General features: G+C 72.0%; 22 protein-coding genes. 13 read left to right on the forward strand and 9 right to left on the reverse strand.

What is annotated here, in order from left to right; all coding sequences use genetic code 11:
* Positions 1-25 precede the first annotated feature (25 nt).
* The gene (locus tag AB0M16_RS21510; protein ID WP_365345187.1) at positions 26-1,300 is read right to left on the reverse strand and encodes a M6 family metalloprotease domain-containing protein; all 1,275 of its coding nucleotides are present in this window, start codon (positions 1,298-1,300) and stop codon (positions 26-28) included.
* A gap of 244 nt (positions 1,301-1,544) precedes the next feature.
* Here AB0M16_RS21510 and AB0M16_RS21515 point away from each other — a divergent pair, with 244 nt between their 5' ends.
* Together AB0M16_RS21515 and AB0M16_RS21520 are read left to right on the forward strand one after the other, a co-directional pair.
* Entirely contained in the window at positions 1,545-2,213 is a 669-nt protein-coding gene (locus tag AB0M16_RS21515) for a TetR/AcrR family transcriptional regulator (RefSeq protein WP_365345189.1), read from the forward strand.
* An 84-nt stretch (positions 2,214-2,297) separates the two neighbouring features.
* Positions 2,298-3,830 carry an MFS transporter gene (locus tag AB0M16_RS21520; protein WP_365345191.1) on the forward strand — a complete coding sequence of 511 codons (1,533 nt, stop codon included), beginning with the start codon at positions 2,298-2,300 and terminating at the stop codon, positions 3,828-3,830.
* A 72-nt stretch (positions 3,831-3,902) separates the two neighbouring features.
* Here AB0M16_RS21520 and AB0M16_RS21525 read toward each other — a convergent pair whose 3' ends face one another.
* Positions 3,903-4,391 (reverse strand): MarR family transcriptional regulator, encoded by a 489-nt coding sequence (locus tag AB0M16_RS21525; protein WP_365345193.1) that lies wholly within the window; start codon positions 4,389-4,391, stop codon positions 3,903-3,905.
* Between the two features lie 116 nt (positions 4,392-4,507).
* Here AB0M16_RS21525 and AB0M16_RS21530 point away from each other — a divergent pair, with 116 nt between their 5' ends.
* Complete coding sequence (locus AB0M16_RS21530; RefSeq protein ID WP_365345195.1) at positions 4,508-5,314, forward strand: class III extradiol ring-cleavage dioxygenase; 807 nt, start codon at positions 4,508-4,510, stop codon at positions 5,312-5,314.
* 167 nt (positions 5,315-5,481) lie between these two features.
* On the opposite strand, the gene AB0M16_RS21535 is transcribed toward AB0M16_RS21530, so the two are convergent.
* The gene (locus AB0M16_RS21535; protein WP_365345197.1) at positions 5,482-5,994 is read right to left on the reverse strand and encodes an N-acetyltransferase family protein; all 513 of its coding nucleotides are present in this window, start codon (positions 5,992-5,994) and stop codon (positions 5,482-5,484) included.
* Between the two features lie 165 nt (positions 5,995-6,159).
* On the opposite strand from AB0M16_RS21535, the gene AB0M16_RS21540 reads away from it, so the two are divergent.
* The gene (locus AB0M16_RS21540; protein WP_365345199.1) at positions 6,160-7,161 is read left to right on the forward strand and encodes a sigma-70 family RNA polymerase sigma factor; all 1,002 of its coding nucleotides are present in this window, start codon (positions 6,160-6,162) and stop codon (positions 7,159-7,161) included.
* A 610-nt stretch (positions 7,162-7,771) separates the two neighbouring features.
* Here the strand turns inward: AB0M16_RS21540 and AB0M16_RS21545 are convergent.
* The gene (locus AB0M16_RS21545) at positions 7,772-8,734 is read right to left on the reverse strand and encodes a YafY family protein (RefSeq protein ID WP_365345201.1); all 963 of its coding nucleotides are present in this window, start codon (positions 8,732-8,734) and stop codon (positions 7,772-7,774) included.
* 62 nt (positions 8,735-8,796) lie between these two features.
* Between AB0M16_RS21545 and AB0M16_RS21550 the strand changes: the two genes are divergently transcribed.
* A complete protein-coding gene (locus AB0M16_RS21550; RefSeq protein WP_365345204.1) occupies positions 8,797-10,320 on the forward strand; it encodes an MFS transporter in 1,524 nt (507 codons plus the stop codon).
* Positions 10,321-10,465: 145 nt separating this feature from the next.
* Here AB0M16_RS21550 and AB0M16_RS21555 read toward each other — a convergent pair whose 3' ends face one another.
* Positions 10,466-11,731: a hypothetical protein gene (locus AB0M16_RS21555; RefSeq protein ID WP_365345207.1), complete on the reverse strand. Its 1,266-nt coding sequence runs from the start codon at positions 11,729-11,731 to the stop codon at positions 10,466-10,468.
* 265 nt (positions 11,732-11,996) lie between these two features.
* Here AB0M16_RS21555 and AB0M16_RS21560 point away from each other — a divergent pair, with 265 nt between their 5' ends.
* Positions 11,997-13,100 carry a glycosyltransferase gene (locus AB0M16_RS21560; RefSeq protein ID WP_365345209.1) on the forward strand — a complete coding sequence of 368 codons (1,104 nt, stop codon included), beginning with the start codon at positions 11,997-11,999 and terminating at the stop codon, positions 13,098-13,100.
* 6 nt (positions 13,101-13,106) lie between these two features.
* Here the strand turns inward: AB0M16_RS21560 and AB0M16_RS21565 are convergent, their stop codons facing one another.
* The 3 genes from AB0M16_RS21565 to AB0M16_RS21575 all read right to left on the reverse strand — a co-directional run bounded on the left by AB0M16_RS21565 (position 13,107) and on the right by AB0M16_RS21575 (position 16,558).
* Positions 13,107-13,886: a DUF6227 family protein gene (locus AB0M16_RS21565; RefSeq protein ID WP_365345211.1), complete on the reverse strand. Its 780-nt coding sequence runs from the start codon at positions 13,884-13,886 to the stop codon at positions 13,107-13,109.
* A 171-nt stretch (positions 13,887-14,057) separates the two neighbouring features.
* Positions 14,058-15,104 (reverse strand): P1 family peptidase, encoded by a 1,047-nt coding sequence (locus tag AB0M16_RS21570; RefSeq protein WP_365345484.1) that lies wholly within the window; start codon positions 15,102-15,104, stop codon positions 14,058-14,060.
* 281 nt (positions 15,105-15,385) lie between these two features.
* A complete protein-coding gene (locus tag AB0M16_RS21575; RefSeq protein ID WP_365345213.1) occupies positions 15,386-16,558 on the reverse strand; it encodes a low temperature requirement protein A in 1,173 nt (390 codons plus the stop codon).
* Positions 16,559-17,353: 795 nt separating this feature from the next.
* On the opposite strand from AB0M16_RS21575, the gene AB0M16_RS21580 reads away from it, so the two are divergent.
* Positions 17,354-18,778, forward strand: coding sequence for an MFS transporter (locus AB0M16_RS21580; protein WP_365345214.1), 1,425 nt, complete (start codon positions 17,354-17,356; stop codon positions 18,776-18,778).
* Here the strand turns inward: AB0M16_RS21580 and AB0M16_RS21585 are convergent.
* The gene (locus AB0M16_RS21585) at positions 18,745-19,029 is read right to left on the reverse strand and encodes a pentapeptide repeat-containing protein (RefSeq protein WP_365345216.1); all 285 of its coding nucleotides are present in this window, start codon (positions 19,027-19,029) and stop codon (positions 18,745-18,747) included. The two genes, AB0M16_RS21580 and AB0M16_RS21585, sit on opposite strands and share 34 nt — an antisense overlap.
* 571 nt (positions 19,030-19,600) lie before the next feature.
* Here AB0M16_RS21585 and AB0M16_RS21590 point away from each other — a divergent pair.
* The 6 genes from AB0M16_RS21590 to AB0M16_RS21615 are packed head-to-tail and all read left to right on the forward strand — an operon-like array spanning position 19,601 to position 24,936.
* A complete protein-coding gene (locus AB0M16_RS21590; protein ID WP_365345486.1) occupies positions 19,601-20,647 on the forward strand; it encodes an MFS transporter in 1,047 nt (348 codons plus the stop codon).
* The gene (locus AB0M16_RS21595) at positions 20,644-22,953 is read left to right on the forward strand and encodes a molybdopterin oxidoreductase family protein (protein ID WP_365345218.1); all 2,310 of its coding nucleotides are present in this window, start codon (positions 20,644-20,646) and stop codon (positions 22,951-22,953) included. The genes AB0M16_RS21590 and AB0M16_RS21595 overlap by 4 nt, the downstream gene beginning before the upstream one ends.
* Before the next feature lie 8 nt (positions 22,954-22,961).
* Positions 22,962-23,561, forward strand: coding sequence for a 4Fe-4S dicluster domain-containing protein (locus AB0M16_RS21600; RefSeq protein WP_365345220.1), 600 nt, complete (start codon positions 22,962-22,964; stop codon positions 23,559-23,561).
* A complete protein-coding gene (locus AB0M16_RS21605) occupies positions 23,558-24,247 on the forward strand; it encodes a Rieske (2Fe-2S) protein (protein WP_365345222.1) in 690 nt (229 codons plus the stop codon). The genes AB0M16_RS21600 and AB0M16_RS21605 overlap by 4 nt, the downstream gene beginning before the upstream one ends.
* On the forward strand, positions 24,244-24,663 hold the full coding sequence (locus AB0M16_RS21610) for a DUF6755 family protein (protein ID WP_365345224.1): 420 nt from the start codon (positions 24,244-24,246) through the stop codon (positions 24,661-24,663). Before AB0M16_RS21605 ends, AB0M16_RS21610 begins: the two co-directional genes overlap by 4 nt.
* Positions 24,664-24,720: 57 nt before the next feature.
* Positions 24,721-24,936 (forward strand): hypothetical protein, encoded by a 216-nt coding sequence (locus AB0M16_RS21615; RefSeq protein WP_365345226.1) that lies wholly within the window; start codon positions 24,721-24,723, stop codon positions 24,934-24,936.
* The last annotated feature ends 8 nt before the right edge of the window (positions 24,937-24,944 follow it).

Below are 24,944 nucleotides of genomic sequence, written 5' to 3' on the forward strand. Positions count from 1 at the left end.
GCGACGCGTTCGACTCCGCGGGGCGTCAGCTCCTCGATATGCGGACCCGGTAGCCGCCCGTCGCGGAGTCCTCGTCGACGACGGTGACGCGGATGCCGTTGGCCCGGTCGTGGAAGCTCTCGCCCGGCCCGTAGGGGGCGTCCGACAGCTCCGCGTGCACGTTGGGCCGCCGGGTGCAACCGCCGCTGCCGTGGTCGCTGTCGGTGACGGTGACCGGCCCGTGTCCGGTGTCCACGTCGGTGTCGACCCGGTAGACGAGGACACCGGGCTTGCAGACCGCCTCGTCGTTGCCCTCGCGGGTGCGCACCTCGACGGCGTAGCCGGACGTGCCGGAGAGCGGGACGAAGGCGAGTTTCGAGCCGCCGGTGGTGGCGAGCGGGGTGAGGGTGTACTCGACGTCGCCGGTCTTGGCGGCACAGCCGACCTGGTCGTTGTCGAGCCAGCCGAGCTTCCACTTGTGCCAGCCGAGCAGGTCGTTGTTGGCCCCCCAGTCCTCGGACATGATGTCCCAGTGCCCGACGGTGCCGCCGCCGTCGACGGTGTAGAGGTCGGGCAGTCCGAAGACGTGGCCGTTCTCGTGCGGCAGCACGCGGTAGCCGGTCTCGTCGTACGTCCCCGAGCCGTCGTCCTGCCGGCTGTAGACGAAGGACGTGTTGGCGAGCGGGACGCCGTCCGCGTAGGGGGCGTCGTCGTTCCCGGAGAAGGTCACCGACAGCACGGTGTCCAGGGCCGAGGGGCCGGCGTTCGGGGTGACCAGGATGTTGACCAGGTCGTACGCGCTGAAGTCCACGCGGTCGTCGGCGACCTTCACGATGTCCTCGACGAGCTTGCGGTAGCCCGGTTCGTAGGGCGATCCGCGCTCGAGCCCGTACGAGGAGAAGGGGCGCGGCATCCGCAGCCAGTCGGGTATCGGGGCCTCGGGCTGGTACTCCAGCCGCCCGTAGGAGCTGACGCGGAACCACTCGGACGTCTTCGGGAAGAACTCGTCGAAGCGGCCCATCGCGGTGCCCTGCCCGGCGGCGTCCGGGAAGTCGACCATCAGGTTGAGGGCCCGGATCCGCCCCGTGGAGCGGACGTAACCGGGGGAGGTGGGCATGCCCTCCGACATCTGCACACCCATCGTCGTGGCGATCCGGCACGGACCCAGCGGCGCGTCCCCGGGGCCCGCGGCCACCGGTCCCGCGGAGGCGGGGGCCGGGCCGGGCAGGGTCGTGCTGGCCGTTGCCAGGGCGGCGAGCGCGAGGGCGGTCGCCGAGGCCAGGGCGATGGGTCTGCGTATCCGTCGGCGGGAGTCCTGCATCCGGTCGCCTCTCCGATCAGCGTCATCGTTGCGATCAGCCTGGTCCGGGGGATCCGGCCGCGCGCGCCGGGTGGCCCGACCGGGGTACTCCGACCGGGGCGGACGCGGCGTGTGGGCCAGGTCACAGGGAGGCCGGGAAATAACCGGGGACCGAGTCCCCGTTTACCCCTGTGTTCGGCGAAGTGGGGAGTCCTTCCCCGGATGACTTTCCGAGGCCGAACCTCTACAGACAGGGAGAGGAACCGTGAGCACCAGCACCGCCGACACCGCGCCCGCCCGCCGCGTGCCGCGCCCCCGCGCGGACGCGCTGCGCAACCGGGAGCGGATCGTGACGGCGGCCCGCGAGATGTTCGTCGAGTCCGGTGCGCAGGTGCCGCTCGACGAGATCGCGCGCCGCGCCGGAGTCGGCAACGCCACGCTCTACCGGAACTTCCCCGAGCGGGCCGACCTCGTCCGCGAGGTCGTCGTCTCCCTGATGGCCCGCGTCGCCGAGCGGGCCCAGGAGGCCGCCGAGCAGGAGAGCGACACCTTCGCCGCCCTCCGCCGCTTCGTCCACGCCGCCGCCGACGAGCGGGTCGGTGCCCTGTGCCCGATGCTCGACGGCGACTTCGACAAGGACCACCCCGACCTGGACGCCGAGCGCACCCGCCTGGAGGAGGCCGTCGAGGGCCTCGTCGGCCGGGCACGCGCGGCCGGCCGGCTGCGCGCCGACGTCGGCGTCGGGGACCTGATGGTCGCGGTCTCCCAGCTGACCCGGCCGCTGCCCGGGACGGGCTGTCTGGACATGGACCGGTTCGTCCACCGTCATCTGCAGGTGTTCCTGGACGGTCTGGAGGCGCCCGCGCGCTCCGATCTACCCGGTTCCGCCGCGACCCTGGAAGACCTGAGGAGCCAGTCCTGCTCCGGTTCGTGACCCCGCCCACGGCTCCGTAGCGCCGTCACCGCCCACTCGATCCATACCTTTTTCACCGTTCCGCGCCAAGAGGTGGCTACCCCCATGTCAAAAATCACCGCGACCCCTCCCTCGGCCCAGGCCGACCCCAGCCGCTGGAAAGCGCTGGTCTTCATCGCCCTCGCCCAGCTGATGGTCGTGCTCGACGCGACGATCGTGAACATCGCGCTGCCCTCCGCCCAGCAGGACCTGGGGATCTCGGACGGCAACCGGCAGTGGGTCATCACCGCCTACGCCCTCGCCTTCGGCGGCCTGCTCCTGTTCGGCGGCCGGATCGCCGACCTGTGGGGTCGCAAGCGCACCTTCGTGGTCGGCCTGATCGGCTTCGCCGCGGCCTCCGCGCTCGGCGGCGCCGCCACCGGCGAGGCGATGATGCTCGGCGCCCGCGCGCTGCAGGGCGCGTTCGGCGCGCTGCTCGCCCCGGCCGCCCTCTCGCTGCTCGCGGTCATGTTCACCGACGCCAAGGAGCGCGCCAAGGCCTTCGGCATCTACGGAGCGATCGCCGGTGGCGGTGGCGCCGTGGGCCTGATCCTCGGCGGCTTCCTCACCGAGTACCTGAACTGGCGCTGGACCTTCTTCGTCAACATCCCGTTCGCGATCGTCGCCGCGGCCGGTGCCTACTTCGTCATCCGTGAGCCGGCCGGCGGCCGCAACCGCTCGCCGCTCGACATCCCCGGCGTGGTCCTGTCCACCCTCGGCCTGGTCTCGCTCGTCTACGGCTTCACGCGCGCCGAGTCCGACGGCTGGAGCGACCCGACGACCATCGGCCTGTTCATCGCCTCGGCGGTGCTGCTCGCCGCCTTCGCCCTCACCGAGTCCCGGGTGAAGTCCCCGCTGCTGCCGCTGCGCGTCGTCACCGACCGCAACCGCGGCGGTGTCTACCTCTCGCTCGGTCTCGCCGTCATCGCGATGTTCGGCCTGTTCCTGTTCCTGACCTACTACCTGCAGGTCGTGAAGGGGTACTCGCCGGTCAAGACGGGCTTCGCGTTCCTGCCCATGATCGCGGGCATGATCACCGGCTCGACCCAGATCGGCACCCGCCTGATGACCCGGGTCCCGCCGCGCTTCCTCATGGGCCCCGGCTTCCTGACCGCCGGCGTCGGCATGCTGCTGCTGACCCAGCTGGAGATCGGCTCCTCGTACGCCGGCCTGATCCTGCCGGCGCAACTGCTGCTCGGTCTCGGCATGGGTACGGCCTTCATGCCGGCCATGTCCCTGGCCACGCACGGGGTCGACCCGCGTGACGCCGGTGTCGCCTCCGCGATGGTCAACACCTCGCAGCAGGTCGGCGGCGCCATCGGTACGGCCCTGCTGAACACGATCGCCGCCTCGGCGACCACCGCCTACCTCACGGACCACGCGGCCGGCGCCACCACCCCGGCGGCGCAGAAGCTGCTCCAGCTCCAGGGAATGGTCGAGGGCTACTCGGCCGCCATCTGGTGGGCGGTCGGCATCCTGGTGGTCTCCGCGACGCTGGCGCTGACCCTGATCAACACCGGCAGGCCGGGCGCGACCGTGGTGGCCGGCTCGGGCGAGGGCGCCCAGGACGAGGTGAAGGTCCCCGTCATCGCCCACTGACTCCTGGTCCCGGCCGCCCGGTGCGGTCCACCTCCACGGCGCTTCCTGCCCTGGCCCCGCCGAGTCCTCGGCTCAGCGGAGCCAGGGCAGGTCCGCGTTCGGGCCCGTGGGCTGCAGGCCCTCGGACACGGTCCGCATGATCGCGCCGAGCTGCTCGACCTGCTCCGCGGTCAGCCGGTCGAAGAGCGCCTGCCGTACGGCCTCGACGTGACCGGGTGCGGTGCGACTCAGCACCGCGTAGCCCTCGTCGGTCAGCTTGGCGAACTGGCCGCGCTTGTCGGAGGGGCACTCCTCGCGCGCCACCCAGCCGTTCTTCTCCAGGCGCGCGATCGCGTGGGAGAGCCGGGAGCGGGTGATCTTCACGTCCTTGGCCAGCTCCGTCATGCGCATCCGGCGCCGCGGGGCCTGGGAGAGCTGCACGAGCAGCCCGTAGTAGATGTGGGGCATCCCGGCGTCGCGCTGCAGCTGGCGGTCGAGATGGTCCTCGAGGAGGGTGGTGGCGTGGAGGTAGGCGCGCCACACGCGCTGTTCCTCGTCGCTGAGCCAGCGGGGTTCGGTCATGGATCCATGGTACGGGCAATTCTTGAAAGTTGAACTAGATCGGGTCTAAACTGTGCACGAGCATCGAGCTTGAAACTTCAAGAAACCTCGGACGTGCAGTGAAGGAGGCGGACGCCATGGACGCCACGCTCGAACGGAACCCCGCCCCCGCCCGGATGCCGGCCCTCTACCTCTCGCACGGCGCCCCGCCGCTCGCCGACGACCCCGTCTGGCCCGGCGAACTCGCCGCCTGGTCCGCCGGACTGCCCCGCCCCAAGGCGATCCTCATGGTCTCGGCCCACTGGGAGGAGGCCCCGCTCGCCCTCGGCGCCACCGAGACCGTGCCACTCGTCCACGACTTCTGGGGCTTCCCCGAGCACTACTACCGCGTCCGCTACGACGCCCCCGGCGCGCCCGGACTCGCCGAGTCCGTGCGCAAGCTCCTGCGCGCCCCCGGCACGCCCGTCCAGGACATCCCCGACCGCGGCCTCGACCACGGTGCGTACGTGCCGCTCGTCGAGATGTTCCCCGGCGCCGACATCCCCGTCCTGCAGATCTCCATGCCCACCCTCGATCCGCGCCGCCTCATGGACATCGGGCGCAAGCTCGCCCCGCTGCGCGACGAGGGCGTCCTGATCGTCGGCAGTGGCTTCTTCACCCACAACCTGGCAGCCCTCCGGCACACCGGTGGCGGCGTGCCCGGCTGGTCCGCCGAGTTCGACGCCTGGGGTCACGAGGCGCTGGCCGCGCACGACGTCGACGCCCTGCTCGACTTCGCGCACGCGTCACCGGCCGGCCGGCTCGCCCACCCGCGTACGGAGCACTTCGCCCCCCTCTTCGTCACGATGGGCGCGGCGGACGCGGCGGGCGACCTGGACCAGGAGCGGAGCGTGATCGACGGCTTCTGGATGGGCCTGGCGAAGCGCTCGGTCCAGTTCGGCTGACGGGCCCGGCCGTCGGAGCCCTTTCGGCGGGCGGGCCGCCGGGGCCTCTCGCCGGGCGGGCGCCGGGCCCTCCCTCCGGACGGGCGCGCTGGAGCCTCTCGTCGGGCGGGCGCGCTGGAGCCTCTCGTCGGGCGGGCCCGCTGGAGCTCCTCGGCGTCGGGGTCCGCTCAGAGCTCCTTCTCGAACCACGCCACGTCCCAGTACCGGCCGAACTTGCGGCCCACCTCCCGGTAGGTGCCGATGGGACGGAAGCCGAAGCGGGCGTGGAGGCGCAGCGAGGCGTCGTTGGGCTGCGCGATCCCGGCGTACGCGCGGTGGACGTCCTCCGCGGCCAGGACCTTGAACAGCTCCTCGTACAGGAGCGTGCCGATGCCGCGCCCGCCGGCCGTGGGGGAGAGGTAGACGCTCACCTCCACGGAGGTGGCGTAGGCGGCCTTCGGCCGGAACGCGCTGCTGGTCGCGTAGCCGAGGATCGCGCCGGATCGCGCGTCCTGGGCAACCAGCAGACGGTGGGGGCCGTCTTCAGGGTGGGAGCGGAGCCAAGGAAGCCGCTGCTCCGGGGTGAAGGGCTCCGTGTCGAAGGTGATCGCGGTCTCACGGACGTAGTGGTTGTAGAGCTCGGTGAGCGCACCGAGATCGCCCTCCACCCCTGCCCTGACCTGCACGTCCGTGGGTCCCATGGTCCGTTCCTCCGAGCTGTCGGCGGGGTGTCGGCGGCGCAGGATACTGCATGATCGCGAAAATCCCTGTGCCGGGTGGGAATTCTGTCCTGATTCCAGTCGTTGTTTCCGTCGGATGCAGGGCACCCGTGAGGGTGTCGCGACCTACTCAGCAAGGGAGCACGCATGGCAACCCGTGCCGTCGCCCGTCGTCAGTCGTCCGCCGCGAGCGGAGGCAGCCGGGCAAGCAGCGTTCGCGCCGTGGGCGGGGAGATCGCCGACCGCGACCTGGTCGGCATGTACCTCGACGAGATCGCGCGCACGCCCCTGCTCGACGCCGCCAGGGAGGTCGAGCTCTCCCAGACCATCGAGGCGGGCGTCTACGCCCAGCAGATCCTCGACCGCGAGGTGGAGAGCGAGGCGGGCGGTGCGACCCGCGAGGAGCTCGAAGCGCTGGTCGCCGAGGGCGAGCGGGCCAAGGACCTGTTCATCAAGTCCAATCTGCGGCTGGTCGTCGCCGTGGCCCGCCGCTATCCCCGCAGCGGGCTCCCGCTGCTCGACCTGATCCAGGAGGGGAACGCGGGCCTGGTGCGCGCGGTCGAGAAGTTCGACTACGCGAAGGGCTTCAAGTTCTCCACGTACGCGACGTGGTGGATCCGCCAGGCCATCACCCGCTCCATAGCCGACCAGTCCCGCACGATCCGGCTCCCCGTCCACCTGGTGGAGGAGCTGGGCCGCATCCGCCGGGTGCAGCGCGAGTTCAACCGCGAGCACGGCCGTGAGCCGGAGCCCGCCGAGGTCGCCGCCGAGCTGGGCTCCACGGCCGAGCGGGTCACCGACGTCCTCGACTGGGCGCGCGACCCGGTCTCGCTCAACATGTCGGTGGACGACGAGGGCGAGACGCAGTTCGGCGACCTCCTGGAGGACACCTCGGCGATCTCGCCGGAGCAGTCCGTCCTCACCCTGCTGCGCAGCGAGGAGCTCGACGACCTCATCGACAAGCTCGACAACCGGACGGCGTCCATCATCCGCATGCGCTACGGCATCGAGGACGGCCGCGAGCGCACCCTCACGGAGGTCGGCAAGGAACACGGCCTGACCCGCGAGCGCATCCGCCAGATCGAGAAGCACGCGCTCCTGGAACTGAAGAAGATGGCCCGCGACACGGGCTTCGACGCGGTGGCCTGACGCGGCCGGCGACCAGGGCCTCGCCCCCACCGCGGGCTGCACCGGCCCCTACCGCGACGGGCTGTGCCCGCCCCCACCGCGGGCTGCACCGGCCCCGACCGCGGGCGGCGCCGACCGCGGGCGGCGCCGGCCCCTGCTGCGACGGGCTGTGCCGGCCCCGACCGCGGGCTGCGCCGGCCCTCGGTCGGGGCTACGTCCGCGCCCCGCTGCGGGCGCTCGCGCCGCCCGCACCCGTTGTGGGCAGTCGTTCCGCTGGGGCGGAACGGGTGGGCACGACGGAACGCGCGCCTTGCCGCGCCCAGGCCCCCACCGCCTTGACGCCGGCCTCGAGGGCGCGGCGCCGTCGTGGCGCGGGCAGGTGCAGCGGGCGGACGCGCCGCCAGGCGCGGTCCCGTATGCCCACGCGTCCCGCCCACGCGTCCCGCCCACGCGTCCCGCCCACGCGTCCCGCCCACGCGTCCCGCCCACGCGTCCCGCCCACGCGTCCCGCCCCCGCGGGACGATTGCCCGGACGGAGTGTGGCGGAGGCGCACACGGAGAGGGCGAAGCTCGCACGGGCGGAGGCCCGCACGGAGCGGGCGGGAAGCCCGCACGGGTGGGGACGGAGTCGTCAGGGGTGGGGGGTCGCCGCGGCCAGGCGCGCTGACAGGTCCCGCGCGTACTCCACGAGCGTCGCCGGCCCGTGGATCGTGAAGGGCGCGTCGACCAGGGCCAGGCGGATGGCCAGCCATTCGGTGGAGTCGGCCGTGCGGGTCCGCAGCCGGCAGCTCGTGTCGGTGACCGGGACCGGCGCCAGGTGCGCCGGCAGGCGCCCTGCGACGAAGTCCGCCGGCGCCTCGAAGCTGACGTCGAGCTCGACCTCGGGCTGGGTCCGGGCCATCGACCGGGTCAGATACGCCGCCGCGTCCCCCGTCGGCAGCTCCCGCGGAGTGAAGCGCGCCGCGGTCGGGAAGGGCTCGCTCACCCGGTCCACCCGGAAGGTCCGCCAGTCCTCCCGCCCCATGTCGTACGCGACGAGGTACCAGCGCCGCCCGGTCGACACCAGCCGGTACGGCTCCACGAGCCGCTTCGTCTCGGTGCCGTCGCCGGCCCGGTAGCCGAACCGCAGCCGTTCCTGCCCGGTCACCGCGCCCGCGAGCGCCGTGAGCGTGGAGGGGGCGACGGTCGCTCCGTCCCCGCGGGTCAGCGGGATCGTGGCGTTCTGGAGCGTGGAGACCCGGTGCCGCAGCCGGGACGGCAACACCTGCTCCAGCTTGGCCAGGGCCCGTACGGACGCCTCCTCGACGCCCTCGATGGCGTGCCCCGCCCCCGCCCGTAGGCCGACCGCGATGGCCACCGCCTCCTCGTCGTCGAGGAGCAGCGGCGGCATCGCCGTCCCGGCCACCAGCCGGTAGCCGCCCACCGCGCCCTTCGTCGCCTCGACCGGGTAGCCGAGCTCCCGCAGTCGGTCGATGTCCCGCCGGATCGTGCGCGGCGAGACCGAGAGGCGTTCAGCCAGTTCGCTGCCGGGCCACTCGCGCGGGGTCTGGAGGAGGGACAGCAGATTCAGGAGTCGTGCCGGTGTGTCCGTCATGTTTTCCAGGATGGCGGTCATCTAGGACATGAGCTGACCTATATGGCCCCTACTTTCTTCGTATGAGTTCACACGACGCCGTCATGGATGCGGCTCCCACCGACAAGCGGCGCTGGATCGCCCTCGCCATCGTCATGACCGCCGCCTTCATGGACCTGGTCGACGCCACGATCGTCAACATCGCGATCCCCAGCATCGAGCGGGACCTCGGCGCCTCGTTCGGGGCGATCCAGTGGATCACCGCCGGCTACGCGCTCGCCTTCGCCGCGGGCCTGATCACCGGCGGCCGGCTCGGTGACATCTACGGCCGCAAGCGCCTCTTCCTCGCCGGTACCGCGGGCTTCACCCTCGCCTCCGCCCTCTGCGGCGTCGCTGCCAACCAGGAGATGCTCGTCGGTTCCCGCCTCCTCCAGGGCGCGGCCGCGGCGATGATGGTGCCGCAGGTCCTCTCGATCGTGCACGTCACCTTCCCGGCGCACGAGCGCGGCAAGGTCTTCGGCATGTTCGGCGCGATCATCGGCCTGGGCGCGGTCTCCGGGCCGCTCCTCGGCGCGCTGCTCACCCAGTGGAACATCGCGGGTCTGGAGTGGCGCCCGATCTTCCTGATCAACCTGCCGGTCGGCGTCGCCGCACTGTTCCTCGGCCGTCGCTTCATCACCGAGTCCAAGGCGCCCCAGGCGCTCCGCCTCGACCTGGTCGGCGTGGCCCTGGTGACCGTCGGCCTGCTCATGCTGATCTACCCGCTGACCCGCGGCCGCGAGCTGGGCTGGCCGGTGTGGGGCCACGTGATGATGGCCGGCAGCCTCGTCGTCTTCGCCGCCCTCGTCGCGTACGAGAAGTACAAGACGAAGAAGGACGGCTCGCCCCTCATCGAGCTGTCGCTGTTCAAGGTCAAGTCCTTCGCGGCCGGCATCGCGGTGCAGCTGACCTTCGGCGTCGTGATGGGCATCTTCTTCCTGGTGTGGACGCTCTACATGCAGATCGGGCTCGGCTGGAGCCCGCTGAAGGCCGGTCTGACCGGCGTGCCGTTCTCGATCGCGGTCTCCACGGCCGCCGGCCTCTCGGTGCAGCAGCTGGTGCCGCGCTTCGGCCGGAAGGTCCTCCAGGCGGGCGCCTTGACGATGGCGGCGGGCATCCTCATCTACTTCCTGGTGGCGGGCCGCTACGGCGCGGACATCGCCCCCTGGCAGATGGCCCTGCCCCTCGTCGTGATGGGCCTGGGCATGGGCCTGATCGTGGCCCCGCTCACGGACGCGGTGCTGTCGGACGTGCCGCGCGAGCACGCCGGCTCGGCCTCGGGCCTGATCAACACGACCGGTCAGATGGGCAACGCGCTCGGCCTCGGCCTGGTCTCGGTCGTGTTCTTCGGCATCGTCGACGACCGGCAGCCGATCACCTCGCCTTCGGCGAACACCGCGGCCTTCACGGACGCCTTCCAGAACTCCCTCGTCTGGGCGGCCGTGGTGCTCGCCGGCATCTTCCTCGTGATGTTCGCGCTGCCGGCGAAGCCGAAGCAGCACCTGGAGGGCGGCGCGGACGAGGAGCCGACCGCCGTCGAGAAGGAGCCGGCGCTGGCCGCCTCCTGAGCGACCGCGCGACCGCGCGCGCTCGACGAAGGGCCCGGGCCCGGGACGCACGTCCCGCGGCCCGGGCCCTTCGCCGTTCCGCCGAGGTGAGAGGGGCGGTGCGCACCGGTCACGCACCGCCCCTCGGTCAGGTGGTCCGGTCAGGTCACTTCGACGCCTTCGCGGCGTAGTTCACCTTGCCCACCTTGGCGTGGCTCTTCTGGCCGGCCAGGAACCGGTTGGTGTTGTTGGCGACCGCCTTCTTGGCGGACGGCCCGTTCAGCATGATCCAGCGGCCCCGCGGGTAGTCGGGGCTCTCGGGGTCGTCGGTGACGGTGTCGCAGTTGAGGGTGTTGCCCGAGCCCGCAACCGTGACGCACCGGAACTCCCACACCTGCCCGCTGGTGGTGAGCGTCTCGACGGAGATCTGGTTGGCCTGTTCGGCGATGGAGACGGCACACGCGCCGTCCGGGGCGCCGTCGAGCGGGTACCAGATGAAGTCCGTGACGTCGGACTGCAGGTCGCGGATACCGGCGAACACGTCACCGTTCGAGATCACGGCCTTGACCTCGCGGCTGGCTTCGAGCCGGTGCGCGTCGATGTCGTAACACGAGGGCGGTCCTGCCGGTCCCTGCGGTCCTGCCGGTCCCTGCGGTCCTGCCGGGCCCGCCGGTCCCGCGGGGCCGGACGCGCCGTCCTGGCCCGCCGGTCCCTGGGGACCTTGCGGTCCGGCCGGGCCTGCCGGACCAGCCGGTCCTGCCGGGCCCGCCGGGCCGGTGTCACCGCCGCCAGGCCCCTGCGGTCCCTGGGGACCCTGCGGCCCCGCAGGGCCGGCCGGGCCCGCCGGTCCCGCAGGTCCCGCCGGTCCGGCCGGGCCGGTGCTGCCCGTGCCACCCGTGCCGGCCGGGCCCTGCGGACCCTGCGGTCCTGCCGGCCCCGCGGGGCCGGCAGGACCCGCAGAGCCCGTGTCGCCCTTCGGGCCTTCCGGCCCGGGCGGTCCGGGCGGTCCGGTCGGGCCCGTCGGCCCAGGCTGCCCGCCGTGGTCGGGCTTGCACTCGTCGCCCCCGCCCATGACGGAGCGGGCGCGCTGCCCGCCCTCCACCGCGTGGTTCACCTTGCCGTCGACGTAGTCGCGGATCTTGTCGACCTCGTTGACCTGGCCGTGCGGGCCGTGGTCCTCCCACGGCGGCGGCCCGTCCTCGTGGTGCGGCGGCCCGTCCTCGTGGTGCGGCGGCGGGCCGTCGGGGCAGTCGTCGGTGACCGGGGCGGCCGTGCTGAGGGCGGGAAGAGCGCCCGGGGTCTTCGCCACGGCGGCCGGGACCGCCATGCCCGTGAGGACGAGGGCGAGCGAGGCGACGGCGCCGCCGGAGATCCAGGCTCGTCGCCGGGCGAGCGGACCCAGGGGGGACCTGGTCCTGAGCTCAGGACGCATTCATCTGCTCCTTCAATAACCGGATCGGTGGATCGTGTGGAAGCGTGTTCGGCTTCACTCCGGTTCATCGGATCGCGATTGCAACGCCTTGAGGAACGCGAAGAGCAATCAACTCCACGGCCTACGCCCACCATCGAATGGGTGCGTACGCGGGAGCGAACCTCCGGTGGTCTCCCGGCGCGGCGTTCCGGGGCGCCGGGGGCCGGTTCGTACGGTCACCGGGTCATGAGGTCCCCCGGACCGATCCGCCGGGAGTGGTGTTGCCGTGAAGCCGTCGATCTGCCTCTGCATGATCGTCAAGAACGAGTCCCGCGTCATCGAGCGCTGCCTCGCCTCCGCCCGTGAGCTGATCGACACCTGGGTCATCACCGACACCGGCTCGACCGACGGGACCCAGGAGCTGATCCGCACCGCCCTGCGCGGCATCCCCGGGGAGCTGCGGGAGGAGCCGTGGGTGGACTTCGGCCACAACCGGAGCCGGAACATCGCCCACGCCCGCGGCCGGGCCGACTTCCTGCTGCTCCTCGACGCCGACCACGTGCTGCGGCAGGACGGGCCGCTGCCCGCGCTGATGGCCGACGCCTACCTGCTGCGGCACGCGGGCGCCCTCGAATACCGGATCAAGCGCCTGGTCAGGGGTGATCTGCCGTGGCGGTACGAGGGTGTCACGCACGAGTACCTGACCGCCGACCGGGAGCACACCCAGCGCAACCTGGACGCCCTCGTGATCGAGGACCGCGCGGACGGCGGCTCGCGCCACGACAAGTACGAACGCGACGCCCGCCTGCTGACCGCGGAGCTCGACCGCGACCCGGGGAACCCCCGCACGGTCTTCTACCTCGCCCAGACCATGCGCGACATGGGCCGCGCGAAGGAGGCGATCGCTCTCTACGAGCGGCGCGCGGCCATGGGCGGCTGGGGCGAGGAGGTCTACTACTCCCTGCTCCAGGCGGGGGTGATCGCCGCCGACGCGGGTGACTGGCCGACCGCGCAGGACACCCTCGTACGGGCCTGGGAGGCGCGCCCCGAGCGCCTGGAGGCCTGCTATGAACTGGGCTCTCGGCTACGCCGGATGAACCGGCACCACGCGGCGCACGCCATCGTCTCGGCCGGCCTCGACCGCCCGGCGCCCGCCGACGACCTGCTCTTCCTGCAGCCCTGGGTGTACCGCTGGGGACTGCTCTTCGAGTACTCGATCACCGCCTACTGGGCCGGCGACCCGGCGGCCTCGCTCGCCGCCTGCGACCGGCTGCTCGGCCTGTCGGACCTGCCCCTGCCGCACCGCGAGCAGACCGTGACCAACAGGGAGTTCGCCGTCCGGCGACTCGGAGCCGCCGCCAAGGTGCCGGCCCCGGCGCCGGTCGCGTAGGGCCTGTCAGCGGACCCGGGAGCGGGACTCCATCGCCTCGCGGGCGGCGCGCTCCTCCTCGTACACCTCGCACATGTGCCGGCCGTCCGGGGTCGCCGTGTGCTCGACCTCCCAGAGGCTGAGCTCGCTGCCGTCGAGGAGCAGGAACTGGTGCTCGTAGAGGGTGAAGCCGGCGTCCCGGCCGCCCTCCACGGGGCAGTGGCGCCCGAAGGCCTGGGTGATGTGGTGCGCGAACGCGAGCCGCAGCCGGCGGGCGGTGGCCTCGCCCGGCCGGTCCGCGTTCTCCGCGCGGCGCAGCACCCGGCGGGCGTGGTCGGCGGAGTTGTCCGGGACGTACATCCGCGGTTGCGTGGGTATCGGGCGGGCGAGCAGCGCGCTCAACAGCTCGAGGTCGCCGTCCTCGTCGGCCGGGGAGCCGTCGGCGCGCTCCACCGTCCAGCCGAGCGAGGGACCGGCCGGCAGCCGGGACGCGGCGAGCCGGACCTCGGACTCCTCCACGTACAGCTCGTGCTGCTCGGCGCCGTCCCGGCCGGAGTTGTGCACGAGCTCCCAGAGGCTGAGCGCCGTGCCGTCGGGCAGCAGATACGTGTGGCGGTAGGTGGTGCGGTGCAGCGACGCGCTGTGGTGCGAGGAGTACAGCGCACTGGAGTGGGCCAGCGCCGTCTCCAGGCGCTCGATCGTGGAGTCGGGCAGGTCGAAGGAGTTGAGCGCCCGGCCGAGGAGTCGCTCAAGTTGGGTCTCGGTCGTCTCGTACGGATCGTGAGAAGGATCCAGCGGATCGTTCAAGGGGGTCTCCAGGCCGTCGCCGCATGTCACTTGCTGCTTGCTAAACGTAGTCCCTGGCTCTGACATCGTGTCCGGCGTTCGGGAAAACGAACGGGGCCGCGCACGGAGTTCCCGCGCCTCCTGCGCGAATCCGTCAACTTCCTTTGGTATACCGGGAGTCGGCGACAAGGGCTAGCCGTCGGACGCGGCGCCGTACAGCTCCCGGTACGCGGGGAAGTCCCCGCCGGGCCCCGAGACCCCGGCGGACGGTGCGAGAACGGCCTGGACGATGGCCCGCGTGACGGTGTCCGCGCCCGCCGCGAGGATCTCGTTGAGGGCGAGCGGGCCCGGCGCGGAGGGCAGTTCGCGCGCCCCCGTCGCGAGGGCGAAGACGGTGTCGCCGTCGTTGAGGAGATGCACCGGACGGACGGCGCGGGCGATGCCGTCGTGCGCCGTCCCCGCGAGCTTGTGCGCCTGCGCGCGAGTCAGCGCGGCGTCCGTCGCGACCACCGCGAGAGTGGTGTTCAAAGGCGGTGCCGCCAGCTTCGCCCGGGCATCCGCGAGCCGCCGCTGCGCCGCCTCGTGCACCGCGGGGTCGGGGTGGGACGGGCGCGTGCCGGGCGTGAAGAAGGCGCCGTACGGGACGCCCGTCTCCGGATCGATCGCCGAGCCGACCGCGTTCACGACGACCAGCGCGGCGACCGTGATCCCCGAATCCAGAACGGTGCTCGCCGTCCCCACCCCGCCCTTCAGGCCGCCGACCACGGCGCCCGTCCCCGCGCCCACCGCGCCCGTCTCCACGCGCGCGTGCGGGCCGCTCGCCGCAGCCGCCTCCACCGCAGCCCGGCCCGTCGAGGCGCCGGGACGGGCCGCGAAGTCGCCGCCCCTGCCCAGGTCGAAGACGCAGGCGGCGGGGACCACCGGCACCACGTGCGCCGGGTCGGGGCCGACCCGGACCCCACGCCGCTGCTCCTCCAGCCAGGCCATCACCCCGGCCGCCGCGTCGAGGCCGTACGCGCTGCCGCCGGTCAGGACCACGGCGTCGATCCGCTGGACCAGATTGCGCGGATCGAGGGCGTCCGTCTCCCGGGTGCCGGGGCCGCCGCCCCGTACGTCGACGGCCGCCACAGCCCCGCCCTCCGGGGCGAGCACGACCGTCGTGCCGGACAGCGCCCCGGGACCCGGCACCCGCGCGTGGCCGACCCGGAGGCCGGCCACGTCGGTGAGGGCGTCGCGCACGGGCGGCGCGTCCTGCGGCTGCCCGTCGGGGAAGGAGGTGCGGTGCTCGGCTGCGTCGTTCTCGTGTTCGGCCACCCCTCCTGCGTAGCACGGACAGGGGCGGCCGTGCCTGCTTTCCGGGCCCTGATCACGGGCGCGGGGCACGTGGGATCGCGGGGCGTGCAGGGCACGTGGGTCCGGACGCGTCGGTGGATCTCACCGGACGGCGGCGGTCCGGGGGCCCGGACGTCCGGCGCGTGGCTCACGCGGCGGACGTCCGGCGCGTGGCTCACGCGGTCGGCTCACGCGGTCCGGCGCGTGGCCGGGTTGGTGGCCGTGAGCGTCACTCCCACCGCCACGGTCGCGGCGGCCACGAGCCCGGCCGCGAGGACCGCCCAGTGCCCGGCGAAGGTGCACATGAGGATCGCCAGGGACGACACCGGCAGCACGGCCTGCTGGGCGATGCCGACCTTGAAGTACCGGGCGTGCAGCAGCCACACGCACAGCAGGAACAGGGCGGTCGGGATGGTCACGGCGGACGAGGCGGCGAGCGTGGACAGGTGCGCCTTGCCGACCGCCTGCTCGACGGCGATCTCGATGCCGGCGCCGATCGCGGCGGCCGAGGCGAAGATCAGGTAGTGGCCGTAGCCCCACAGGAAGCCCTGACGGTTGGAGACGAGCCGGTCGTGGGCGGGCACGACGAAGTAGATCCACCAGGCGGCGAAGACGATGAGCAGTCCGCCGGCGGCGATCGGCAGCACCTCGCCGAGGGCGTCGTTCTCGCTGACGCCCGACTTCACGGCGACCGTCGCCGCGGCGATCGTCTCGCCGAGCACGATGATGGTGAACAGGCCGTAGCGCTCGGCGATGTGATGCGGGTGCCACTGCGTGGTGACGTCCTTCTCGGCGTACACGGGCACGGCCATCTCGGCCAGCGCCATCACGAGGAACACCCACGGCCGGGCGTCCTCCGGGACCAACAGCAGCGTCACCCACCCGATCTGGCAGGCGATCACCCCGCCCGCGTACCGCCGGCACATCGTCCGCTCGGCGGCTTCGGTGGCGTGGTGCGCGGCCCGCAGCCACTGGGAGGAGAGGGCGAGCCGCATGACGACGTAGCCGATGTAGACGACGAGGAAGTCGTGGTCCTCGAAGGCGCGGGATACGCCGGCGGCGAGGATCAGCACGCCGGCGATCTGGACGAGCGTGACGACGCGGTAGAGCACGTCGTCGTTGTCGTACGCCGAGGCGAACCACGTGAAGTTCATCCAGGCCCACCAGATGGCCCAGAAGACCATCGCGTAGTTCAGGATCCCGGACCCGGCATGCCCCTCCGCCACGGCGTGTACGAGCTCGGCCCCGGCCTGCGCGACCGCGACGACGAAACAGAGGTCGAAGAACAGCTCGAGCGGCGTGGCGGCCCGGTGCGCCTCTTCACGGGAACGGGCGGTGAGGGGGAGGAACGGTTGCGTCATGCCCCACAGAACACCAGACGAGGGCGTGCGGCGACAGCCACGACACCACAGGCCGCCCGGCTCCGGGCTTCCGGGGGTTACGGCGCTGTCAGCGGTGCGGGCGGCTCGGCGGCTGCGGCTCGGTGGTTTCCGACGGCAGGGGGAGTCGGTGGCTCGGGCGGCTTCCGAGGGCAGGGAGTCGGTGGCTCGGCGGCTCGTTGGTTTCCGACGGCACGGGGAGTCGGTGGGCGGCTCCGGCGGTGCGGTGGCTTTCGGCGTGGCGGGCGCGGCGGCGCCGTGAAGCGCCTCATTGTCCCGTCCCTGAGCCCCCTCCCCGCTCGCGTTCCCGTCCGGCCCCGTCCGGCCCCGTCCGGCCCCGTCCGGGGCCGCGGCGCCGGTGTCGTTCGCCGCCACGGCCCCCTCGTCCCTCACGCTACGTCCGCGCCGCGCCCCGTGGACCGGCCGCAAGTCCCGTACCGCAGGGGCCGCAAGTCCCTACCGCCCGGGTCCTTTTCGGAGCCGTACCGGACCGGGCGTCCTCGACGATCCGGCCCGACGCCCCGCGACGACCTACGACGCCTCGGACGTCCCCGGCGTCCCCAGCCCCTCGACGCCTCCCACGCCCCGACGCCTCCCACGCCCCGACGCCTCCCACGCCCCGACATCCCGACGTCCCCGACGTCCCCCACGTCCCAATGTCCCGGCCCTGACGGGACCTAGGCCCGCCTGCGCTGACGACCATGGACTCTCACGCACCCCCTGTGCGCGAGCGCAGCCTGGAGGAGCAAGAAGCCCTCGAAACGTCAGGGAAGCGCCATGAGTTCCGTAGTCCAGGACAGCAGAACGACGGGCGGGCCGGCGCCGGCCTCGTACGACCCGGAGCAGTACAGCCCCGGGAAGCCGATCACGGACTGGGAGCCGGAGAACGAGCTCTTCTGGAAGTCCGTCGGGCACAAGGTCGCGAACCGCAATCTGTGGATCGCGGTGCCGGCGCTGCTCGTGGCGTTCGTGGTGTGGCAGGTGTGGTCGGTCACCGCGACCAACCTGAAGGACGTCGGCTTCGCCTACTCCACCTCCCAGCTGTTCTGGCTGACGGCCATACCCGGTCTGACCGGCGGCACCGCCCGGATCTTCTACACCTTCCTCGGCCCGATGATCGGCCAGCGCCGCTTCACCGCCCTGTCGACGGCCGTGCTGATCGTGCCGCTGATCTGGCTCGGCATCGCCATCCAGGACCCGTCGACCCCCTACGGCGTCATGGTCGCGATAGCCGCCCTTTGCGGCATCGGCGGAGCGAACTTCGCCTCCTCCCTCGCCAACATCGGCTTCTTCTTCCCGAAGGCCAGGAAGGGCAGCGCGACCGGCATCAACGGCGGGCTGGGCAACCTGGGCGTCTCGGCGGTCCAGCTGCTGACCCCGATCGTCATCACCTGGTCGACGATCGCGATCGGCTCCGCCCAGCACAAGGCCGACGGCACCCCCGTCCACCTGCAGAACGCGGCATTCCTCTGGGTCCCCGTGCTGCTGGTCCTGGCCGCCGTCGCCTGGTTCGGCCAGAACGACCTGAAGGTCGCGTCCACCCCGTTCCGCCGACAGAAGATCATCTTCAAGCGCAAGCACAACTGGCTGATGACCTGGCTCTACGTCGGCACCTTCGGCTCCTTCATCGGTTTCGCCGCGGCCCTGCCGATGCTGATCAAGACCACTTTCCCGGAGTACCCGGTCGCCACCTACGCCTGGATGGGCCCGGCCGTCGGCGCCCTCGCCCGGTGGGCGGGCGGCTGGATCGCCGACAAGTGGGGCGGAGCGCGGGTCACGCTCCTGTCCTTCGTGGGCATGGCGGCCTCCATCATCGGCGTGATCACCTTCCTGCCCTCGGGCGCTGACAACAGCTCGTTCTACGGCTTCTTCTTCTGCTTCCTCGCCGCGTTCTTCTTCTCCGGGATCGGCAACGGCTCGACCTTCCGGCAGATCCCGGTCATCTTCCGCGGCACCCACCTGAAGGGGCTGACGGAGGGCACCCCGGAGTACGCCCGGGCCCTGAAGCAGGCGGAAATGGAGTCCGGTGCCGTCACCGGCTTCACGTCGGGCGTAGCGGCCTACGGCTTCTTCTTCATCCCGGCCCTCTTCGGATCCGTGGCCGTGACCAGCGCGATGTGGGGATTCGTCGGCTTCTACGTCAGCTGCATGGCCGTGACCTGGTGGTTCTACGCCCGCAAGGGCGCGGAGGCCCCGAGCTGACGGGCCTGGGAAGGCGCTTCGCGGAGCACGGCCCCGCGGAGCACGGCCCCGCGGAGCACGGCCCCGCGGAGCACGGCCCCGCGGAGCACGGCCCTGCAGAAGAAGGCCCTGTCACCGCGGGCCTTCTTCCATGCCCGGAAGGGGACCTTCGCCCGTTGGAAGATGACCACCGCCGCCCCCTTTGATCGGTCAGACGGAGCGCAATCACCGCGCTCGACACCTCGGGCTTCCTCGGAGCCCGCGCCACCCATGCCCTGCTCGCGACACCGACCTCGTCCTGCTCGACATCAAGTCCTGGGATCCGGACACGTAAGAGAAGGTGACCGGCTGGCCGTTCCGGCCGACGCTGGACTTCGCCCGTCGGCTCGCCGACCTCGGCCAGGAGGTCCACGTCCGTTTCGTGCTCGTCCCGGGGCCGACCGGACGACCCTTGTGGAAGGAAGGACGTCCACCCGGGAGACTTGCCGGGCCCCCGGCGAAGGCGGCGACGCCCTCCACGTACTCGGCGAAGCGAAGTGGCAGGTACTCGCCAAGCCGTTCACTCTCCACGACACACCGCCGCCCACGCAGGAGCAGGTCGCCGCGACCCGGGGGATCTTCCAGGCCCACGGCCTCCACGCCGTCTGAGCCGCGGGGGCGAAGCCTCGGCAGCTCCGGCAGGTCGGGACTCACCCATCCGTGCCGCAGAACGGGCGAATAGGGTAAAAATCTACCTAAGGTGGCCGCGTGATCGAGCCACCACAGGCACCCGCCGAGCCCGAGCGAACCCCCGCCGAGTCCCCACCCGCCGTCGCCGAGCGACCCCCGCAGAGTCCCGCCCAGGTGCGGCGCCGTGCGACCCTCGCCGGGGTCACCGTCTCCGTGCTGCTGATCCTCGCGATCGTCCTCGGCAGCCGACTGCTGCGCGACTTCGACTCGGCCCTCCTCCCGTACGCGGTGGCAACCGTCTTCCTCGCCTTCGGCGTCGCCTACCGCTACACCGTGTGGGTCTCCGCCCCCGGCGCCCGGCGCCTGTTCAAGCAGGGGTGGCGCGCCTTCTTCTCCGCGGAGAACTTCCGCAGGGCGCCCACCGCCCTGCCCCGGATGATCGCCACCTACCTCGGCTTCCAGAAGTTCCTCGGCGCCCGCTCGCATGCCCGCTGGGCCGCCCACCAGCTGATCTTCTGGGGCTGCGTCCTCGCCGCCCTCATCACCTTCCCGCTGACCTGGGGCTGGTTCACCTTCACCTCGTCGACCGGCTCGGGGCCCGGCTACGAGATGCGGATCTGGGGATTCAAGGTCCTCGGCTTCGACGCGCTGAACGTCGTCGGCTGGCTGATGTTCCACGGCCTCGACATCGCTGCCGTCCTCGTCATCCCCGGCGCCTCCTACTTCCTGTGGCGCCGTATGAAGGACCGCGGTGCCATCACCGGACAGCGCTTCGCCTACGACCTGGTCCCGCTGATCGCCCTCATCGTCATCTCCGTCACCGGCCTGCTGCTCACCTTCTCCTCGATCTTCCTGCACGGCGGCGGCTACGAGTTCCTGGCGATCCTCCACATGGTGTCGGTGGTCTTCACCCTCATCTACATCCCGTTCGGGAAGTTCTTCCACATCGTCCAGCGGCCCGCCGCCGTCGGCATGCAGCTGTTCAAGTACACCGCCCGCCGCCGCGACGGGCAGCCGGCCGGCGAAGGCGCCGACACCGGCCTCCTCGCCTGCCGCCGCTGCGGTCAGCCCATCGACACCGCCCCCTACGTCGAGAACCTCCAGGGCACCATGCGCGACCTGAAGCTCGACTTCGACCAGTGGGCCGAGTACTGCCCGCGCTGCAAGCGCGTCCTGCGGGGCACCGCCTACCTCAGCCACGTCAAGAAGGGCTTCAAGTGACCTCGCCGCTGCCCGCTCCACTGCCCCTTGACCCCTCCGTCGCCCCACCCGGCACCCGCAACTTCCGCGACGCCGGCGGCATCCCCGCCGACCGCTGGCACGCCGACCAGAACGGCGAGACCCTCGTCCCCACCCACTGCTGCTTCTGCGGCGTGCAGTGCGGCATGTATCTGCGCGTCGACCGCGGCGGCAAGGTCTTCGGCGTCGAGCCCCGCAATCACGACATCAACCGGATGCGGCTCTGCCCCAAGGGAATCAACGCCTACCAGCAGGTCAACCACCCCGACCGGCTCACCAGCCCGCTGCTCCGCCGCAACCGCGACGAGCCCTTCCGCGAGGCGAGCTGGGAGGAGGCCCTCGACTTCACCGTCTCCGAGATCCGTCGCATCCAGGCCGAGTACGGCAACGACGCCTTCGGCCTGCTCGGCGGCGCCAGCCTGTACTCCGAGAAGACCTACCTCGTCGGCAAGTTCGCCCGCGTCGCCCTCAAGACCCGGCACGTCGACTACAACGGGCGCCTGTGCATGGTGTCCGCCGCCGGGGCCAACAAGCTCGCCTTCGGCATCGACCGGGCCGGCAACCCCTTCTCCGACATCCTCCTCACCGACTGCCTCCTCATCGCCGGCTCCAACGTCGGCGAATGCTTCCCCGTCATGACCCAGTACCTGTGGGGAGCCCGGGACCGCGGCGCCAGCCTCATCGTCGTCGACCCGCGCGAGACGGCCGTCGCCCGCACCGCCGACGTCCACGTCGCCCTCAAACCCGGCACCGACGCCGCCTTCTTCAACGCCGTCCTCCACGTCGTCGTCGCCGAGGGCCTCACCGACGAGGCCTATCTCGCCGCCCACACCACCGGCTGGGAGGAGGTGAAGAAGAACGTCGCCGACTACCCGCCCGCCCGCTCCGCCGAGATCTGCGGCGTCCCCGAGGAGCAGATCGTCCAGGTCGCCCGCATGTTCGCCGGCGCCGACAAGGCCATGGCCTGGCACGCCCGCGGCGTCGAACACCACTCCCAGGGCGTCGAGAACTGCCTGACGATCATCAATCTCTGCGTCGCCACCGGGAACATCGGGCGTCCCGGCGCCGGCTACGGCACCATCACCGGCCAGGGCAACGGCCAGGGCGGCCGCGAGCACGGCCAGAAGTCCGACCTGCTGCCCGGCGGACGCTCCATTTCCAACCCCGAACACCGCCGCCAGATCTGCGAGATCTGGGGCATCGACGAGTCCGAACTCCCGCCCGCCGGCACCTCCATGATGGAAATGGTCTGGCAGATGCAGCGCCGCGAGATCCGCGGCCTCATCGGCATCTGCAACAACCCCTTCGTCTCCCTTCCCCACTACGCCACGGTGAAGGACGGATACGACACCACCGAGTTCCACGCCCAATTCGACTTCTTCCTCTCCGAGACCGCCGCCAACGCGCACGTCGTCTTCCCCGTCACCGTCTGGGCCGAGGACGAAGGCGTCATGGCCAACGCCGAGGCCCGGGTCGTCAAGCACAACAAGGCCCAGGAGCCTCCCGCCGGAGTCCGCACCGACACCTGGGTCATCTGCGAACTCGCCAGGCGGCTCGGCGTCGGCGACAAGTTCGCCTTCCCCGACTCCCGATCCGTCTTCGAGGAGCTCCGCATCGCTTCGGCCGGCACGGTCAACGACTACTACGGCATCACCTACGAACGGCTGGAGGAGACCGGCGGCATCGCCTGGCCCTGCCCCACCACCGAGCACCCCGGCACCCCCCGCCTCTTCGAGGACGGCCGGACCTACCACGCCGACGGCAAGATCCATCTGCAGGTCGTCGAATGGCACCCGCCCATGGACCCGTACAGCGAGGAGTACCCCCTCTCGCTCACCACCGGGCGCACCGTCGCCCACTTCCTCTCCGGCAACCAGACCCGCCGCCTGGGCGCCCTCGTCGAGCAGACCCCGCGCCCCTGGGTCGAGGTCCACCCCTCCCACGGCTTCCGCAACGGCGACCCGGTCCGCGTCGTCACCCGCCGCGGCAGCGAGGTCTTCCCCGCCCTGGTCACCGAGGCCATCCGCCCCGACACCGTCTTCGTCCCGTACCACTGGCCCGTGCCCACCGCCGCGAACGCGCTGACCATCGACGCGCTCGACCCCCGCTCGAAGATCCCCGAATACAAGGTCTGTGCCGCCCGCATCGAGGCCGCCGAACGGATCGACGAGGTGCCGGCGCCGCCCACCGCCCCCGGCCAGGTCGCCTACCCGGCGACCCAGATCTCCCGCGACGACCCCCTGCCCCCCACGTCCCCACAGGGCCGTGGCACCTCGGAGAGGAGCTGACGCCGCACATGATGGGCCGCACGATCTTCATCGACCCGGGTCGCTGCATCGGCTGCCAGGCCTGCGTCTCCGCGTGCCGCGAATGCGACTCGCACCGCGGCAAGTCGATGATCCACCTCGACTACCCCGACGAGGGGCAGTCCGTCGCCTCCCTTCCCACTGTCTGCATGCACTGCGAGGACCCCGTCGCCCCGTGCGCCGAGGTCTGCCCCGCCGACGCGATCCTGGTGACCGCCGACGGCGTGGTGCAGCAGGCCGACACCACCCGCTGCATCGGCTGCGCCAACTGCGTCAACGCCTGCCCCTTCGGCGTCCCGAAGATCGACCTCCAGGCGAAGCTGCAGATGAAGTGCAACCTCTGCTACGACCGCACCGCCTACGGCCTCGCCCCCATGTGCGCCACCGTCTGCCCCACCGGCGCCCTCTTCTACGGGACCCTCGACGAGCTCCGCGCGGAACGCCCTGGCGTCCAGGTCGCCGACTCGTTCACCTTCGGCTCCACCACCGTCTCCACCGGTGTGGCGATGGTCGTCCCCGCCGACAAGGTCCAGTGGCCCGTCCCCGGCGGTCTGCCCATCGTCGAAGTCAACGGAGTGGATGTCCGATGAGCCTCACCGAACAGCCCCCAGGCCACGGCTCCGGCGCCGACGACCCCAACGACGCCGATCGCGCGGGAGCGCCCGACGCCGCCCAGGCGGCGCTCCGCGACCGGATCTCCGCCGACTCCCTCACCACCCGCCGCGACTACCTGCGGATCGTCGCCACCGTCTCCGGCGGCCTGGCCATCGGCGGTGTCGGCGTGGCCTCCGGAATCCTGCACCGGCACGGCGACGGCGACGGGCCCCTCGAGCCCAAGAGGATCGCCGACCAGATCCTCCCCGGCGACTCCGTCGCCTTCCGCTACCCCGACGAGGAGGACCGCGCGGTCGCCGTCCGCCTGGAGGACGGCACCCTCGCCGGCTACTCCGCCGTCTGTACCCACCTCGCCTGCGCCGTGCTCTGGCGCAAGGACCGGGGGAGCGAGGGCGAGCTGTACTGCCCCTGTCACGAGGGAGTCTTCGACGCCCGCACCGGCGAGGTCACCGCGGGCCCGCCGCCCCGCGCGCTGCCGAAGGTCCTCCTGGTCGAGGACGCCGACGGCAGCGTCTGGGCCGTGGGCACCACCCGCTCCGGGGAGAGCGTCCAGGAGGGCCTGTGCCGCCAGCTCGGCGAGGAGCGCCCCGATCTCGCCGACCGCCTCGGTTGTCCGGGCGCCGCCGCCCGCGGTGCGGTGGAGAGGAGTCGCAGGACATGACCGACACCCCGTTCCCCAAGGACCCGGCCGCCCCCGGACACCAGGCCGGAACCCCGCAGGACCTGCCGCCCCGGCCCGTCTACACCCCCGGCAGCGCGCAGCCGCGCCTCAACCGCCCGGTCCACGAGCGCTACCCCCAGATCCGCCCCACCAGCGGCTACGGCGACCCGCGGGTCCGCCACACCGGGCCGGGCCCGGGCGCCGGCACCGAGCAGGAGCCCGAACGCTCCTCCAAGCTCTCCGCCCGCCTGACCCTCGCCCTCACCGTGGTCATCGGCCAGTTGTGGGGGCTGACCATCGTCGTCGACGAGTGGATGGCAGGGGACACCGGGACAGCGTGGTGGGGAGCGGGCTTCCTGGTCCTGTCGTTCCTCGTCGTCCTCGGCCTGTGGGCGCTCGACCCGAAGGACCGCTGAGCGGTATCTCGCAGATCAGCGGGGTCCGGGGCGGTGCACCCGGCGTAACCTGGATGCATGAGCACCGCCCCCGCCCACGGACCGCGCGCAGCGAAGCAGTCCGACACAGTCCCCAACCCCGAACCCAGGCCGGCACTGATCTTCGACGATCCGCTGGACCGGCAGTCCGCGGACGATACGGACCGTGGATGGGGCGAGCGGCCTCCCGCCGGCGGCGACAGCGCCGCCGACCTCGCGCGCTTCCTCGACGAGAAGCCGCCGCACCACCTCTGACGCCGACG

It is taken from the genome of Streptomyces sp. NPDC051921 (genome assembly GCF_040680975.1).
GTDB lineage: Bacteria > Actinomycetota > Actinomycetes > Streptomycetales > Streptomycetaceae > Streptomyces.

Bases quoted from the DNA above. Each gene is read 5' to 3' on its own strand.
- AB0M16_RS21545 (WP_365345201.1), bottom strand. From the start codon at position 8,734: ATGACGGACACACCGGCACGACTCCTGAATCTGCTGTCCCTCCTCCAG.
- AB0M16_RS21520 (WP_365345191.1), top strand. From the start codon at position 2,298: ATGTCAAAAATCACCGCGACCCCTCCCTCGGCCCAGGCCGACCCCAGC.
- AB0M16_RS21540 (WP_365345199.1), top strand. From the start codon at position 6,160: ATGGCAACCCGTGCCGTCGCCCGTCGTCAGTCGTCCGCCGCGAGCGGA.
- AB0M16_RS21600 (WP_365345220.1), top strand. From the start codon at position 22,962: ATGATGGGCCGCACGATCTTCATCGACCCGGGTCGCTGCATCGGCTGC.
- AB0M16_RS21610 (WP_365345224.1), top strand. From the start codon at position 24,244: ATGACCGACACCCCGTTCCCCAAGGACCCGGCCGCCCCCGGACACCAG.
- AB0M16_RS21615 (WP_365345226.1), top strand. From the start codon at position 24,721: ATGAGCACCGCCCCCGCCCACGGACCGCGCGCAGCGAAGCAGTCCGAC.
- AB0M16_RS21510 (WP_365345187.1), bottom strand. From the start codon at position 1,300: ATGCAGGACTCCCGCCGACGGATACGCAGACCCATCGCCCTGGCCTCG.
- AB0M16_RS21555 (WP_365345207.1), bottom strand. From the start codon at position 11,731: ATGCGTCCTGAGCTCAGGACCAGGTCCCCCCTGGGTCCGCTCGCCCGG.
- AB0M16_RS21550 (WP_365345204.1), top strand. From the start codon at position 8,797: ATGAGTTCACACGACGCCGTCATGGATGCGGCTCCCACCGACAAGCGG.
- AB0M16_RS21525 (WP_365345193.1), bottom strand. From the start codon at position 4,391: ATGACCGAACCCCGCTGGCTCAGCGACGAGGAACAGCGCGTGTGGCGC.
- AB0M16_RS21605 (WP_365345222.1), top strand. From the start codon at position 23,558: ATGAGCCTCACCGAACAGCCCCCAGGCCACGGCTCCGGCGCCGACGAC.
- AB0M16_RS21580 (WP_365345214.1), top strand. From the start codon at position 17,354: ATGAGTTCCGTAGTCCAGGACAGCAGAACGACGGGCGGGCCGGCGCCG.
- AB0M16_RS21530 (WP_365345195.1), top strand. From the start codon at position 4,508: ATGGACGCCACGCTCGAACGGAACCCCGCCCCCGCCCGGATGCCGGCC.
- AB0M16_RS21535 (WP_365345197.1), bottom strand. From the start codon at position 5,994: ATGGGACCCACGGACGTGCAGGTCAGGGCAGGGGTGGAGGGCGATCTC.
- AB0M16_RS21585 (WP_365345216.1), bottom strand. From the start codon at position 19,029: ATGGGTGGCGCGGGCTCCGAGGAAGCCCGAGGTGTCGAGCGCGGTGAT.
- AB0M16_RS21575 (WP_365345213.1), bottom strand. From the start codon at position 16,558: ATGACGCAACCGTTCCTCCCCCTCACCGCCCGTTCCCGTGAAGAGGCG.